Source organism: Janibacter sp. YB324, from assembly GCF_014217915.1.
Lineage (GTDB): Bacteria > Actinomycetota > Actinomycetes > Actinomycetales > Dermatophilaceae > Janibacter > Janibacter indicus.
In genome coordinates this window covers 39,960-53,575 of sequence record NZ_CP060120.1, presented here as the reverse complement: position 1 = coordinate 53,575, position 13,616 = coordinate 39,960, and the positions used below count along the sequence as shown (strand labels likewise).

The following is a 13,616-nucleotide window of genomic DNA, read 5'->3' as shown; positions in this document are numbered from 1 at the left end:
ACCGTCCACCGAGCCCGCCGAACTGCTTGGGTCGAGTCCGTCCCGACCACGTGGCCCGGCGAGGAGGTCTACATCCAGCTCAAGGCAGACAGAATGGGTTTCTACCGTTTGCACGTGACCGAGGCCGCGCGATATTTGCGCCGCATGATTTTCACTCCATCTGCCACCGACGTCGTCGACGCCCTGAGCCACCGCTACTTTGAGCCCAATCAGGATTGGAAACTCTTCGAGATCGCCATCCTCCTTCGCATCACCACCGCACTTAACGATGTCGGCGTACGTACAAGTCCAATCAGACTTTTCAACGACACCAAGGCGCGTCCCTTCGCTGTCTATCAGTTGACCCCAACACGCCAGGTCCGTATCTGGTATCAGAAATGGCCCCCCACAACCCGCCCGTCCGAGCTCAACGACGCCATCCGACACTACGAGCTCCCCTCCGGTGGAACGCGGCCAGACATCGTCGTTGAGACCGTCATTGGAGGGGAAACGAAGAGTGCCGTTCTGCTTGAGCTAAAAGCATCAAGTTCCGGCGCCTATCTCAGTAGCGGGTTATCCCAGCTCCTTGGGTACATGCGCGACCGGCCGGCATTATTCGCCAACGAAGCGTCAGGTTGGCTGGTTGCGCCACCGTCTCCCAACTTCGTCTCGAAGAATCACGAGGGCCGCTCCCTTTGGGTGACGTCCGCCGAAGACGTTGGTGCCGCCATCGTCGCCCGGGTGTTTCCAGGAAGCACCGACCAACAGCCACTATCCTTGCACCGCCAGGCGGGCCGGACCCTCGGATCTGGCGATGATTCCTGAGGAAGCTCCCGGTGAGGTGAGTGAGTGCTCCGTACACCTTCCGGAAAACTCAAACTTCGAACAGAGGGGACCACTCGCTGGTGCGCCACGCATTGGTCTCGGGAGCAGGTCCGACCCCTCGACATGAAGATCGGGCGGGAAGTCTGGACAGGGACTGTCGTCCGAGCCAAAGTTGTGGCGGTAGCTCTGGCATCCGCGCCCCTCAGCCGGGTTGCGGGCTCAGACCATCGACCGCTCCGAGGTCCGCGTCACCCTCCGCTGATCGGCCACCCCGTTGGTCGAGGTGGCCGAGCGCCAGCGAGGCCCTCGAGACCGCGCAACGCACCAGGTCTCGAGGCTCGGGCGCGGGGCGCCCTCACACCTCGACCACCGTGGTCTCGGGGCTCCTCACACCCTCGACCAGCGATGCGCGTCAGGCGTTCGGGTCGGCGTTCTCCGGGCACTGGCACCACTGGTCGGCGGGCACCTGTGCCCGCACCTGGGCCACGTGCTCACCGCAGCCGCTCCACGTCGTCTTGCCGCACTGCTGGCACCGGACCGGCATGCACACGGGCGGTCACTCCCCTTCGTCGTCATGGAGCCGGCGACGTGCCGGCCCCTCTCACAGTAGGGTCCGAGCATGGCCGATCGCACCACCTACCTCCTCGTCGACGGGGAAAACATCGACGCCACGCTCGGGGTCTCCGTCCTCGGGCGGCGGCCCGAGCCGCAGGAGCGCCCGCGGTGGAACACGCTGCTGGAGTACACCGAGGCGGTGTGGGACCAGCCGGTCAAGGGGCTCTTCTTCCTCGCGGTCGCCGGTGAGCTGCCGGCCTCCTTCGTCCAGGCGCTGCTCGCCATGGGCTATCGGCCGGTGCCGCTGCGGGGCGAGGGCAAGGTCGTCGACATCGCGATCCAGCGCACCGCCGAGGCGCTGCTCGAGCGCGACGCCGACGTCATGCTCGTCAGCCACGACAACGACTTCACGCCGCAGATGGAGGCGCTGGCGCAGGACGAAGGGCGTCGGCTCGGCATCGTCGGCTTCGGCGAGTTCATGGCGGGCGGGCTGCGGCAGGTCGACGGCGTGGAGTTCTTCGACCTCGAGTACGACGTGTCGGCCTTCAAGAGCCGGCTGCCGCGCGTTCGGGTCATCGAGATCGACGAGTTCGACCCGCTCGAGTTCATCTGACGAAGGGGGCGGGCTCCCTTCGTCGGGTGCTGCGCCCTGCCTCAGCGGTCGCGCAGGGCGAAGAGAATCGCTCCGGCGACGAGGAGCGGCGCCGACAGACCCACGAGCACGGCCCCCACGAGCTCCGGCCCTCGGGCGAACTCCTCGAAGCCATCGGTGTCCCCGCCACCTGCGAGGACGAAGAGCGCGACCGCGCCAGGCCTGCTCTTCAGGCGCGGGGACGCCGCAGGAGCAGGACGATGCCGATGACAAGCGCCGCGAGAGCGATCACGCAGGCCGCGATCCCGAGGACCAGCGACCACACGACCCACGGGTCCTCGCTCGCCTGGTCGACCATGATGGCGCCGAGCCCGCCGTAGCCGACGACGCCCAGTCCGCAGCACCCGAGCAGGATGCCGAGACTGATGAACACGGCCGCCAGTGCAGACCGGGTCCCCGAGGACGCGGGTCGAGGGGCGGGCGCCGGTGCACTCATGGTGCGACCCTAGTGAGCACGGGGTCGTCGGGTGGCCCTTGCGCACGAGGCGAAGGGAGCTGGTCCGGTGACGATCGAGCTCACCCACCCCTTCGCCGGGGCCTGGCAGGTGCGCAACTCGCCCGCCGACCGGGTGCCGAGCCACGGCACGACCCGCTTCGCGTCGGCCCACGCGATCGACTTCGTCCCCGTGGGCGGGGACGAACGCACCGCGCCCCTCACGTGGCGGAGCCTGCTGCGACCGGAGCCGCCGCAGCGCTTCCCGGGGTTCGGCCGGGACATCGTCTCGCCCGTGGCCGGCGAGGTCGTCGCGGCGCACGACGGCGAGGTCGACCACGAGGCATATCGCGGGCTGCCGTCACTCGGCTACGCCCTGACCCAGGGTCGGCGGGCGGCCGCCGGCTGGCCCGCCCTCGCCGGCAACCACGTGAAGATCCGCTGCGCAGTGGGTGTGGTCGTCCTGTGCCACCTCCAGCGCGGCAGCCTGACGGTGACGGTCGGCGAGCAGGTGGGCACCGGTCAGCCGGTGGCGCGCTGCGGCAACTCGGGCAACAGCACCGAGCCCCACCTCCACGTCCAGGCCATCGACCGGCTGCCCGTCGAGGCGGCGCAGGCGGTGCCGATGACCTTCGACGGTCGGCTCCCGCACAACGGCGAGATCGTGCAGGGCTGACCTGCCCCGAGCACGACGAAGGGCGTCGCACCAACCGGTGCGACGCCCTTCGACATCTGTGCGCGAGGGGGGATTTGAACCCCCACGCCCTTTCGGACACTGGCACCTGAAGCCAGCGCGTCTGCCGTTCCGCCACTCGCGCAAAGAGTGTGCCCAGCGCCTTCCGGCGCACGAGCCGTCTCATTGTGCCCCATGAACGGGCAGATCCCCAAAGCGAGGGTCAGTCGCTCTCGCTCACGGCGATGTGCTGCTGGGCGAGGCGACGCAGCGGGGCGAGGACCCGGTCGACGAGGACGGTGCCGAGCACCACCTGCCGCACCGCACCGGCGGCGTCCGGCGGGACAGAGTCGACGTCGACGCGGGCGATGCGCAGCACGGCGTCGGCGTACTGCGTCATCCGTGCCTCGTCGAGACCGAGGCCGGCGGCGTCGCACGCGGCCCACGCCGTGTCGAGATCGTCGATGACGGGGTCGTGGGGGTGCACCTGCCAGCCCGCCTCCGCCAGCCAGGCACGGGCCCGCGAAGGGGGGTTCCCCCCTTCGTCGGGGTCGTCACCCTCGGGACCGGCCACGAAGTCCTCGCCGAGGAGGGCCCGCTGGGCGGCGCCCAGCACGTCGACCCGGGAGGTGCCGGGGTCGGCGATGACCTCGAGGACCTGCCGGGTCGTGGCCAGGGACAGCCCGCCGACACTCGTCAGCGCGCGGATCAGACGCACCCGCTCGACGTGCGCGTCCCCGTAGGCCGCGCTGGTGCGCGACAGCGCCTCGCCCGGCGGCAGCAGGCCCTCGCGCAGGTAGTACTTGAGCGTGGCGACCGGGACGTCGGTCGCCGCGGACAGCTCGGAGATCTTCATCAGGCTCACCTCTTGCGCCGGATAGTAGTCCTACCCAATACTGGATAGCGGCACTATCCATTGTGCACCAGGGAGGCACCGACCATGCAGCACCACACCCACGCGTGCGACGACGACGTCGTCGTCTTCAACATCGGCATGACCATCGCCAGGCCCCACCGCATCGACCTCTGGTGGCCGGTCTTCGTCGCCATGCCGCGGATGATCGCCGAGCTGGAGCGCAACCGCGCGGCAGTCGAGCGCGGCGAGGCCGAGGACCTCGGCTTCCTCGGCGCGACGACACTCATGGGCCGCCGCGGCCCCTGGGTCGTCCAGTACTGGCGCAGCACCGAGCAGCTCTACCGCTATGCCAGCTCCGCCGACCACGCCCACCTGCCGGCGTGGAAGGCCTTCAACGCCGCCGGCCGCAAGCACCCCGGGGCCGTCGGCATCTGGCACGAGACCTTCGCCGTGCCCGCGAGCGGTGTCGAGACCCTCTACGGCAACGGCGCGCAGATCGGCCTGGGAGCGGCGACCGGCACCGTCGAGGTGAGCCGACGTGGTGCTCGCGCCCGCACCCGCCTGGGCTCGCGGGTCGCCTGACGCGCGGCTCCCGCCGGTGGAGGTATCCGCGACCGGCTATCCGGTCGCTGCCACCTCGACCCGACCCGGGCGCCGCACGACCTTGAGGAATTGCGAAAGAAGGGCGGGCGAAGGGGTCGGCCTCAGGCGGCGCGGGCCTCGTCGACGCCGCGGGCGGCCTCGAGCAGCAGGTCGATCGCGCGCTGCGCCGCCGGGTTGGTCTCGGAGGAGTCGCGCAGCAGGGCGACGATGCGGCGGCGCGGCACCGGATCACTCACCTCGAGCACGGCGGTCCCGGCAGGGGCAGTCAGCGCCGCCAGCCGCGGCAGGACGCACACGCCGACCCCGGCAGCGACGAAGGCCATCGCCGTGTGGTGGTCGTCGGAGCGGGCGACGTAGTTGGGCGTGACCCCGGCCGCGGCCGCGGCGCGGTTGATGATCTGGGTGCACATGCTCTCGACCCGGTCGTCACGGATCCACGCCTCGTCGACGAGGTCCGCCAGCCCGATCTCGCCGCGATCGGCGAGCGGGTGGTCGCGGGGCACGACGCACACGTAGGTCTCCTCGGCGAGCACGCGACGGCAGCGGCCGGGCGTCTCGGGCAGCTCGACCTCGAGATCCTCGACCCGGATGTCGATGTCGGCGCGCAACCCCTGCTGCTGCAGCGCCGTCTCGTTGAGCGCCAGGTCGACGACCAGGCCGGGGAACTCCTCGCGCAACCGGCGGACCACCGACGGCACCCACTGCTGCGCGGCCGAGCTGAAGGAGGCGATCTCCAGACCACCGGTGTGCCCGGCCCGCAGGTCGTCGACCATCCCGGTGAGCCGGGCGAGGTTGCCCATGAGCTCCTCGGACTCGGCGGCGAGCAGGCGACCGGTCGCGGTTGGCACGATGCCGCGTCCCGCCTTCTCGAAGAGGGTCAGCCCCGTCTCCCGCTGGAGGGCGGTGATGTGCTGGCTGATCGTCGACGGCGTGTAGCCGAGATGGCGGGCGGCGGCCTGCACGGAGCCGCTGGCGACGACGGCGCGGAAGACCCGGATGCGGTTGACGTCGAGCATCCCCCAACCATACGCCCGGAGCGAACGATCCGTCGATAATCATCGCTTGTCTCGCACGGTATCGGGGAGGACCGTGGAGGCATGAGCCGCTTCCGATTCCCCTTCGACCCGACCGCCCCCGCCGACCGCGACGACGTCCGGCTCGCCGCCGAGCTCCAGGCGATCGCCCAGGACGACACCCGCCGCCCCCGGCCCCAGCAGATCTCCCGACGCACCCGCCGCGGGCACGCACTTCGCCCCGCCCTCCGACCGAAGGCGCTGCCCCGGCACTGACCAGGGGGAGGCGAAGGTAAGGTCCGCGCACATCAAGCCGAAGTCCGGTTGACCGACGTGACGTCGTCGACCGACGCAGGGACTTCGGCGGGCGCGGACCCTCCCATCGCCGGACCTCCCTTCGAGACGGCCGCGGACGGCCTCCTCAGGGAGCGGGCGGCAGCTGGCCGCGAGGCGCGCATCGGCATGGGTTGCAGGCATCCCTCAGGGTCAGACGTTAGGCTCGCCGCACCGTGTGTCCGTGATGACGTCTGCCCGAAGGGAGGAGAGCGTGAGCCTCTTCGAACGCATGGAGCGCAAGCTCGAGCGCACCGTCAACGGCGTCTTCGCGCGCGCCTTCCGCGCCGAGGTCCAGCCGCTGGAGCTCGCCTCCGCCCTGCGTCGCGCCATGGACGACCGGGCGACGATGCTCGGCCGCGGCCGCACGATCGTGCCCAACCTCTTCACCATCGAGCTCGCCCCGAGCGACTACGAGCGCCTCACCGAGTTCGACCAGGAGCTCGAGGACGAGCTCGTCGCCGCCGCGCAGGAGCACGCCGAGTCCCAGCGCTACCAGCCCGGCGGCCCGCTGCAGGTCCTCTTCGACGAGGACGACGAGCTCGAGACCGGGGTCTTCCGGGTCCGCCCGGCCACCGCCCGCCAGCGCGTCGAGCGCGCCGACCAGATCCGCTCCTACGCCGACGAGCAGTCCGGCGACGACGACGCCTACGACGAGTACTCCGGCGGCTGGGAGCTCACCGACGACCAGGTCGAGGAGGCACCGGCCCCCGTGGCCGCGCCCGAGCGGACCGTGCCTCGCCCCCCTTCGCCCCGCCCGCCGGTGGCCCCGCAGCCCGAGCCCGCCGACGACGCGCCCACGGCGGTCCACCGTCCGCAGCCGCCGCGGCAGAGCCCGACCCGCTCGGTCCACGACCGACCGTGGCTCGAGGTCGACGGCGAGCGCTACCCGCTCATCGCCGCGATGACCGTCCTCGGCCGCGACGAGAGTGCCGACGTCGTCCTCGACGACCCCGGCATCTCGCGCCGGCACTGCGAGGTCCGGGTCACCCACGACGGCCCCCACCTCGTGACCCACCTGCGCGACCTGCGCTCGACCAACGGCACCTTCGTCAACGGCGAGCCCACCGACGCCGTGCGCCTGCACGACGGTGACCGGATCACCGTCGGGCGCACGCATGCCACCTTCCACGCCGGCCGCTGAGCCGGCACACACGACAGGAGTCCCGGAGTTGAGCGAGTTGACGGTCACCGTGCTGCGCCTCGGCCTGCTCGTGCTCCTGTGGGTCTTCGTGCTCTCGGTCGCGTCCGTGCTGCGCACCGACCTCTTCGGCACGCGCGTGGTCAACCGACGCCCCACGCCGCCCAAGAAGGCCGCCCGCGCGTCTCGCAGCGCGAGGTCCAAGGAGGCCCCGGAGGCGACCACGCCGCGTCCGCCGCGCAACCCCCGGACCCCGACCCACCTCGTGCTGACGACGGGGCCGCTCACGGGCACCTCCCTGCCCCTGCGCGACTCGGGCGTCCTCATCGGCCGCAACCCCGAGTGCGCGCTCGTGCTCGACGACGAGTTCGCCTCCGGGCGGCACGCCCGCATCATCCGTGGCGAGGATGGCTGGTACGTCGAGGACCTCGGCTCGACCAATGGCACCTTCCTCGGCCAGTACCGCGTCGGTGACCCCGTGCCCGTCGAGACCGGCACGTCGATCCGGATCGGCCGCACGGTCATCGAGCTGAGGAACTAGCGATGGCGCTGACCTTCCACTACGCAGCGCGCTCCGACGTCGGACTGGTCCGCAAGGACAACCAGGACTCCGGCTACGCCGGCCCCCACCTGCTCGTCGTCGCCGACGGCATGGGCGGGCACGCGGGAGGTGACCTCGCCTCGGCGACCGTCATCACCGAGCTCGTCGAGATCGACCACGACTCCCTCACCGCGGCCGAGGCCTCCTCGCAGCTGGGCCGCGCGATCACCCGGGCCAACGACGAGATCGCGCGCACCTTCGCCGACAACGCCGAGCTCGAGGGCATGGGCACGACCGTCACCGCGATCATGCGGGCGCGCAACAAGCTCATCCTCGCCCACATCGGCGACTCGCGGGCCTACCTGCTGCGCGAGGGCCGGCTGTCGCAGATCACCAAGGACCACTCCTTCGTCCAGACGCTCATCGACGAGGGTCGGATCACCGAGGAGGAGGCGAGCACCCACCCGCAGCGCTCGGTCGTCACCCGCGTGCTCACCGGGGCCGACGGCGACGAGCCCGACCTCGGGGCGCGCGAGGCACGCAAGGGCGACCGCTACCTGCTGTGCTCCGACGGCCTGTCCGGCTTCGTCGCGCTCGACACGATCGAGGAGATCCTCACCGGCGGCACGCCCCCGGGGCAGGCCGCCGACGACCTCGTCTCCCTCGCGCTGCGCGCGGGCGCCCCCGACAACGTGACGGTCATCGTCGCCGACGTCGTCGAGGCCGGCACCGCACCCTCCACCCAGCCCCAGGTCGTCGGTTCCGCGGCCCTGCGCCGCCCGCGCAAGCGGGTCGACAACTCCCCCGCCGCGCGTGCCGCCGCCCTGACCCGCGACGAGGACGACGACGAGGGCGTCGAGCTCGACGAGGAGGGCCACGGCCGACGCGGCCGGTGGCTGCGCCGTCTCGGGGGACTCGTCGTCGCCGTGCTGCTCGTCGGCGCCGTCGCCTACGCCGGCTATGCCTGGACCCAGCAGCAGTACTACGTCGGTGCCCAGGACGGCCACGTGACGGTCTACCGCGGCGTCGCCCAGGACCTCGGGCCCATCTCGCTCAACACGGCCGTCGACCAGACCGACATCGAACTGTCCGAGCTGCCGTCCTTCTACCGCGACGAGGTCGAGGGCACGATCTCGGTCGAGTCGCGCAGCGCGGCCGACCAGCGGGTCGACAGCCTGCGCGTGGCGGCCAAGAAGTGCGGACAGCTGCGGGCGACCGGGGAGCCCTGCGGACGATGAGCCGAGCCATCACGACGATCACTCCCGCGCGGGGCCGCAACGTCGAGCTGCTGCTCACGGCGCTGGCCATCGGCGTGGTGATCCTCGCCTACGTCAACGTCTCGGTCGCCGAGTCCGGCGAGATCCCGCCCGACCTGCTCGGTCACACGGGCATCCTCGCGGCCATCGCCCTCGGCGTGCACCTCGTGCTGCGCTGGCGGGCCTCCTTCGCCGACCCGATCATCCTGCCGATCGTCACCCTGCTCAACGGCATCGGCCTGGTGATGATCCACCGGCTCGACCTGGCGGCCGGCCGCGACTTCAGCTCCGGGCTGGCCCTGCGCCAGCTCATCTGGACGGGTCTCGGGGTGGCCATCGCCCTCGTCGTGCTCGTCGCGCTCCGCGACCACCGGGTGCTGCGGCGCTACACCTACACGGCGGGCCTCTTCGCGCTGATCTTCATCGCCCTGCCGCTCACCCCCTTCGGGCACTCGGTCTACGGGGCGAAGATCTGGATCAAGCTCGGCGCCTTCACCTTCCAGCCCGCCGAGGTGGCCAAGATCCTGCTGGCGATCTTCTTCGCCGGCTACCTCGTCCAGACCCGCGACATGCTGGCCCTCGCCGGGCGCAAGTTCCTCGGCATCACCTTCCCCCGCGCCCGCGACCTCGGCCCCCTCGTCATCGCCTGGCTCGCCGCTGCCGCGGTCCTCGTCCTGGAAAACGACTTCGGGACCACGCTGCTGATCTTCGGGCTCTTCGTCGCGATGCTCTACACCGCCACCGAGCGAACCTCGTGGATCGTCCTGGGCCTGGGCATGGCGGCCGCCGGCGCGCTCGTCGTCTACCAGTTCGCCAGCCACGTGCAGACCCGCATCCTGTGCTGGACCGACACCTTCTCCGAGGAGGGCGTCGAGCAGTGCGGGCAGATCGGCGCCGGCATCATGGGCATGGCCGCCGGCGGCATCTCCGGCACCGGTCTGGGGCGCGGCCGGCCGTGGCTGACCCCGCTGCCCGAGTCGGACTTCATCTTCACCAGCATCGCCGAGGAGCTCGGCCTGATCGGCGTCTTCGCGATCATCATGCTCTACGCGCTGCTGGTCGAGCGCGGCCTGCGCTCGGCCATCGGCCTGCGCGACGGCTTCGGCAAGCTCCTCGCGAGCGGACTGACCTTTGTCCTGGCCATCCAGGTCTTCGTCGTCATCGGTGGCGTCACCCGGGTCATCCCGCTCACCGGGCTCACCCTCCCCTTCGTCGCCTACGGCGGATCCTCACTCCTGACGAACTGGACCCTCATCGCCATCCTGCTGCGCATCAGCGACCACGCCCGCCGTCCCGAGCCGGAGTTCGACCCCGCCTCGATGGACGCCCCGACGCAGGTGGTGAAGGCGCGATGAACCAGCCCATCCGCAGGCTGTCGACGCTCGTGGCGGTGATGTTCGTGCTGCTGCTCGGCGCGAGCACATGGATCCAGGTGCTCGGCAGCCAGGACATCAACGACCGTCCCGGCAACCGCCGCACCCAGCTCGAGAGCTACGCCCGCGAGCGCGGCCAGATCCTCCTCGGTGGCCGCGCCATCGCCTCGTCGTCGCCCACCGACGACGACCTGCAGTGGCAGCGCACCTACAGCGACCCGCAGCTCTACTCCCACGTCACCGGCTGGAACTCCTTCACCTACGGTCCCGGGGGTGGCGTCGAGTTCGCCGCCGACGGCCTGCTGTCCGGGCGGGACGACCGGCTCTTCTACGACCGGCTCACCAGCACCATCGCCGGGCGCACGCCGAAGGGGGCGAGCCTGGAGCTGACCATCGACCCGCGCGTGCAGCGCGCCGCCGACGAGGCCCTGGGCGACCAGCGCGGCGCCGTCGTCGCGCTCGACCCGCGCACGGGCGAGATCCTCGCGATGGTCTCCCACCCCGACTTCGACCCGACGCCGCTCGTCAGCCACAACACGTCGACGGAGAAGAAGGCCTGGGAGGAGCTCAACTCCGACTCCAGCCGCCCACTCGTCAACCGCGCGATCTCCGGCAACCTCTACCCCCCGGGCTCGGTCTTCAAGATCGTCACCGCCGCCGCCGCCATCGAGGACGGCCAGTGGGACGAGAACTCCTCCATCCCCGGGCCCGCCGTGCTCGACCTGCCGCAGACCGAGGTCGGGCTGCCCAACTCGCACGCCGGTGCCTGCGGACCCAACGACATGGTCACGCTGGCCGTCGCCATGCAGGACTCCTGCAACACCGCCTTCGGGTGGCTCGGCATGGAGCTCGGCGGCGACGCCGTCCGGGACCAGGCCGCGAAGTTCGGCTTCGGCGACGACCTCGAGATCCCGATGAACGTCACGCCGTCGACGGTGCCCGACGAGCTGAGCCCCCCGCAGGAGGCCCAGGTCGGCATCGGCCAGTACGACGTGCGCGTCACCCCGCTGCAGGTCGCCATGGTGAGCGCCGCCGTCGCCAACGACGGTGTCGTCATGACCCCGCACCTCGTCCAGTCGGTCCTCGGGCAGGACCTGTCGACGATCAGCGAGACCAAGCCCGAGCAGCTGTCGAAGGCCATGGAGCCGGAGACCGCCGACCAGCTGACCGACATGATGAAGCTCGTCGTCGAGCAGGGCACCGGCACGCAGGCCGCCGTGCCGGGCGTCAGCGTCGCCGGCAAGACCGGGACGGCCGAGCACGCGACCGACGCTGCTCCGCACGCCTGGTTCACCGGCTTCGCGCCGGCGGACAACCCCAAGGTCGCCGTTGCCGTCGTCGTCGAGGACGGCGGCCGCGAGGGCAACGAGGCCTACGGCGGATCGGTCGCCGGACCGATCAGCTCGGCCGTGATGAAGGCGGCCCTGCAGTGAACCCCGTCCTGAGCACCCCACCCACCCGCGAGTCCAGGGGGACAGCATGAGCAGCTCGACACCCCGCCTGCTCGGCGGCCGCTACGAGGTCGGCGAGCTCATCGGACGCGGCGGCATGGCCGAGGTCCACCTGGGTCACGACGCCCGGCTCGGCCGACCCGTCGCGATCAAGATCCTGCGCACCGACCACGCGCGCGATGCCGCCTTCCTCGGCCGCTTCCGCCGCGAGGCGCAGTCCGTCGCCGGCCTCAACCACCGCTCGATCGTCGCCGTCTACGACTCCGGCGAGGACCGCATCACCGAGACCGGCGGCGCCACGCTCGACATCCCCTACATCGTCATGGAGTACGTCGACGGCCGGACCCTGCGCGAGGTCCTCAACGACTCCGAGACCGGCACGATCGAGCCCGACGAGGCGGCGCGGATCGTTCAGCAGGTCCTCGAGGCCCTCGACTACAGCCACGAGATGGGCATCGTCCACCGCGACATCAAGCCCGGCAACGTCATGCTCGCCGACGACGGCAGCGTCAAGGTCATGGACTTCGGCATCGCCCGCGCGATCGCCGACACCCAGGCCACGATGACCCAGACCCAGGCGGTCATCGGCACGGCGCAGTACATCTCCCCCGAGCAGGCCCGGGGCGAGACGGTCGACAAGCGCAGCGACGTCTACTCGACCGGCTGCCTGCTCTTCGAGCTGCTCACCGGACGCACGCCCTACACGGGCGAGCCGATCTCGCTGACCTACCAGCACGTCAACGCCGACATCCCGCTCCCTTCGTCCGTCAACCCAAGCGTGCCGCCGGAGCTCGACGCGATCGTCCTGCACGCCCTGACCAAGGACCGCGACGAGCGCTACCCGGATGCCCGGGCGATGGCCGAGGACCTCGGCGCCTTCCGCGGGGGCATGCCGATCAGCCCGGTCGTCACCGAGCACCTCGACGCCGTGACGACCGCGCTGCCCGTCGCCGCCGCCCGGCCCGAGGGAGCGCCCCTGCGCACCGAGCCCGACACCGCGTCGATGCCGGCGGCACCGCCGCGACGCCGACGCTCCGGGCTGGGCTGGGTCATCGCCGCACTCCTGCTCATCCCGCTCGCCCTGCTCGGGTGGTACGCGTGGAGTGCCAGCCAGGGCGACGACGTCGTCGAGGTGGCCGTGCCACGGGTCGTCGGCATGGACGAGGACGCCGCCCGCGCCGAGCTGGACAGGTCCGGGCTGCGCACCGACGTCGAGACGGTGACCAACGACGCGACCGTCGGCGAGGTCGTCGCCCAGAACCCTGGCGAGGGCGCGAGCGTGGCCGAGGGCGAGACGGTGACCATCGAGGTCTCCGGCGGGCCCGACGAGGTGACGGTCCCGAGCATCGTCGGGATGAGCCGCGGCGAGGCCAAGAGCGCGCTCGAGGCCCAGGGGCTCGAGCTCGGCACGGTGACCAAGGAGGACAGCCCCGACCAGTCGGCCAACCACGTCATCAGCACCAGCCCCGGTGTGGCCGAGTCCGTCGCCCGCGGCAGCAAGGTCGACGTCGTCGTCGCCAGCGGTGACGTCGAGCTCAAGGACTACACCGGTCAGCAGATCGACGAGGTGCGCAATGAGATCTTCGCGCTCGGCCTCGACGTCAAGGTCGAGTCGGAGACCTCGAGCGAGGAGCCGGGCACGGTGCTGGGGCAGAACCCCGGCGCGGGCAAGATCAAGCAGGGGCGCACGGTGACCTTCACCGTCGCGACCGAGCCGGAGTCGACGACGACGGTCACCGAGACGCCCTCGACGACGTCCGACGAGACGACCGACGAGCCGACGACGGAGGAGCCGACGAGCGATCCGACGTCGACGAGCGAACCCACGGGCGGCACCCTCAGCCCCTCGCCCACCTCGACGGACCGGCCGACGACCGACCGGACCACGCAGTCACCCGCGAGTCCGTGAGAGCGGGTAGGGCGATCGGACCC

The 13,616-nt window shown here is 71.1% G+C and carries 15 protein-coding genes and 1 tRNA gene; 11 read left to right on the top strand and 5 right to left on the bottom strand.

The features are described from left to right. Window positions 1-114: 114 nt before the first annotated feature. Window positions 115-804: a hypothetical protein gene (locus H7A72_RS00290; RefSeq protein WP_185221235.1), complete on the top strand. Its 690-nt coding sequence runs from the start codon at window positions 115-117 to the stop codon at window positions 802-804. Window positions 805-1,216: 412 nt separating this feature from the next. On the opposite strand, the gene H7A72_RS00285 is transcribed toward H7A72_RS00290, so the two are convergent. Further along, window positions 1,217-1,354, bottom strand: coding sequence for a hypothetical protein (locus tag H7A72_RS00285; RefSeq protein ID WP_164513539.1), 138 nt, complete (start codon window positions 1,352-1,354; stop codon window positions 1,217-1,219). Window positions 1,355-1,423: 69 nt separating this feature from the next. Between H7A72_RS00285 and H7A72_RS00280 the strand changes: the two genes are divergently transcribed. Beyond that, on the top strand, window positions 1,424-1,972 hold the full coding sequence (locus H7A72_RS00280) for an NYN domain-containing protein (protein WP_185221234.1): 549 nt from the start codon (window positions 1,424-1,426) through the stop codon (window positions 1,970-1,972). A gap of 208 nt (window positions 1,973-2,180) precedes the next feature. Here H7A72_RS00280 and H7A72_RS00275 read toward each other — a convergent pair whose 3' ends face one another. Beyond that, on the bottom strand, window positions 2,181-2,384 hold the full coding sequence (locus H7A72_RS00275; protein WP_185221233.1) for a hypothetical protein: 204 nt from the start codon (window positions 2,382-2,384) through the stop codon (window positions 2,181-2,183). 130 nt (window positions 2,385-2,514) lie between these two features. Between H7A72_RS00275 and H7A72_RS00270 the strand changes: the two genes are divergently transcribed. After that, the gene (locus H7A72_RS00270) at window positions 2,515-3,120 is read left to right on the top strand and encodes a M23 family metallopeptidase (protein WP_185221232.1); all 606 of its coding nucleotides are present in this window, start codon (window positions 2,515-2,517) and stop codon (window positions 3,118-3,120) included. 59 nt (window positions 3,121-3,179) lie between these two features. Here the strand turns inward: H7A72_RS00270 and H7A72_RS00265 are convergent. Then, window positions 3,180-3,262, bottom strand: a tRNA-Leu gene (locus H7A72_RS00265). A gap of 78 nt (window positions 3,263-3,340) precedes the next feature. After that, window positions 3,341-3,973, bottom strand: coding sequence for a MerR family transcriptional regulator (locus tag H7A72_RS00260; RefSeq protein ID WP_185221231.1), 633 nt, complete (start codon window positions 3,971-3,973; stop codon window positions 3,341-3,343). An 84-nt stretch (window positions 3,974-4,057) separates the two neighbouring features. Between H7A72_RS00260 and H7A72_RS00255 the strand changes: the two genes are divergently transcribed. Next, window positions 4,058-4,555, top strand: a complete 498-nt coding sequence (locus H7A72_RS00255) for a DUF4188 domain-containing protein (protein WP_185221230.1) — start codon at window positions 4,058-4,060, stop codon at window positions 4,553-4,555. A gap of 122 nt (window positions 4,556-4,677) precedes the next feature. On the opposite strand, the gene H7A72_RS00250 is transcribed toward H7A72_RS00255, so the two are convergent. Beyond that, on the bottom strand, window positions 4,678-5,592 hold the full coding sequence (locus H7A72_RS00250; protein WP_084450937.1) for a LysR family transcriptional regulator: 915 nt from the start codon (window positions 5,590-5,592) through the stop codon (window positions 4,678-4,680). 81 nt (window positions 5,593-5,673) lie between these two features. Between H7A72_RS00250 and H7A72_RS00245 the strand changes: the two genes are divergently transcribed. The 7 genes from H7A72_RS00245 (at window position 5,674) to pknB (ending at window position 13,593) form a co-directional block, all read left to right on the top strand. After that, the gene (locus H7A72_RS00245) at window positions 5,674-5,865 is read left to right on the top strand and encodes a hypothetical protein (protein WP_185221229.1); all 192 of its coding nucleotides are present in this window, start codon (window positions 5,674-5,676) and stop codon (window positions 5,863-5,865) included. 271 nt (window positions 5,866-6,136) lie between these two features. After that, entirely contained in the window at window positions 6,137-7,066 is a 930-nt protein-coding gene (locus H7A72_RS00240) for a DUF3662 and FHA domain-containing protein (RefSeq protein WP_223277702.1), read from the top strand. Between the two features lie 28 nt (window positions 7,067-7,094). Continuing rightward, window positions 7,095-7,604, top strand: coding sequence for an FHA domain-containing protein (locus tag H7A72_RS00235; RefSeq protein ID WP_072623326.1), 510 nt, complete (start codon window positions 7,095-7,097; stop codon window positions 7,602-7,604). A 2-nt stretch (window positions 7,605-7,606) separates the two neighbouring features. Continuing rightward, window positions 7,607-8,842 carry a Stp1/IreP family PP2C-type Ser/Thr phosphatase gene (locus H7A72_RS00230; protein WP_185221228.1) on the top strand — a complete coding sequence of 412 codons (1,236 nt, stop codon included), beginning with the start codon at window positions 7,607-7,609 and terminating at the stop codon, window positions 8,840-8,842. Further along, complete coding sequence (locus H7A72_RS00225; protein WP_185221227.1) at window positions 8,839-10,215, top strand: FtsW/RodA/SpoVE family cell cycle protein; 1,377 nt, start codon at window positions 8,839-8,841, stop codon at window positions 10,213-10,215. The genes H7A72_RS00230 and H7A72_RS00225 overlap by 4 nt, the downstream gene beginning before the upstream one ends. Continuing rightward, window positions 10,212-11,666: a penicillin-binding protein 2 gene (locus H7A72_RS00220; protein ID WP_185221226.1), complete on the top strand. Its 1,455-nt coding sequence runs from the start codon at window positions 10,212-10,214 to the stop codon at window positions 11,664-11,666. The genes H7A72_RS00225 and H7A72_RS00220 overlap by 4 nt, the downstream gene beginning before the upstream one ends. 46 nt (window positions 11,667-11,712) lie before the next feature. Next, window positions 11,713-13,593, top strand: coding sequence for a Stk1 family PASTA domain-containing Ser/Thr kinase (gene pknB, locus H7A72_RS00215; protein WP_185221225.1), 1,881 nt, complete (start codon window positions 11,713-11,715; stop codon window positions 13,591-13,593). Window positions 13,594-13,616 lie beyond the last annotated feature (23 nt).

Bases quoted from the DNA above. Each gene is read 5' to 3' on its own strand.
- H7A72_RS00280 (WP_185221234.1), top strand. From the start codon at position 1,424: ATGGCCGATCGCACCACCTACCTCCTCGTCGACGGGGAAAACATCGAC.
- H7A72_RS00260 (WP_185221231.1), bottom strand. From the start codon at position 3,973: ATGAAGATCTCCGAGCTGTCCGCGGCGACCGACGTCCCGGTCGCCACG.
- H7A72_RS00255 (WP_185221230.1), top strand. From the start codon at position 4,058: ATGCAGCACCACACCCACGCGTGCGACGACGACGTCGTCGTCTTCAAC.
- H7A72_RS00250 (WP_084450937.1), bottom strand. From the start codon at position 5,592: ATGCTCGACGTCAACCGCATCCGGGTCTTCCGCGCCGTCGTCGCCAGC.
- H7A72_RS00245 (WP_185221229.1), top strand. From the start codon at position 5,674: ATGAGCCGCTTCCGATTCCCCTTCGACCCGACCGCCCCCGCCGACCGC.
- H7A72_RS00230 (WP_185221228.1), top strand. From the start codon at position 7,607: ATGGCGCTGACCTTCCACTACGCAGCGCGCTCCGACGTCGGACTGGTC.
- H7A72_RS00225 (WP_185221227.1), top strand. From the start codon at position 8,839: ATGAGCCGAGCCATCACGACGATCACTCCCGCGCGGGGCCGCAACGTC.
- H7A72_RS00220 (WP_185221226.1), top strand. From the start codon at position 10,212: ATGAACCAGCCCATCCGCAGGCTGTCGACGCTCGTGGCGGTGATGTTC.
- pknB (WP_185221225.1), top strand. From the start codon at position 11,713: ATGAGCAGCTCGACACCCCGCCTGCTCGGCGGCCGCTACGAGGTCGGC.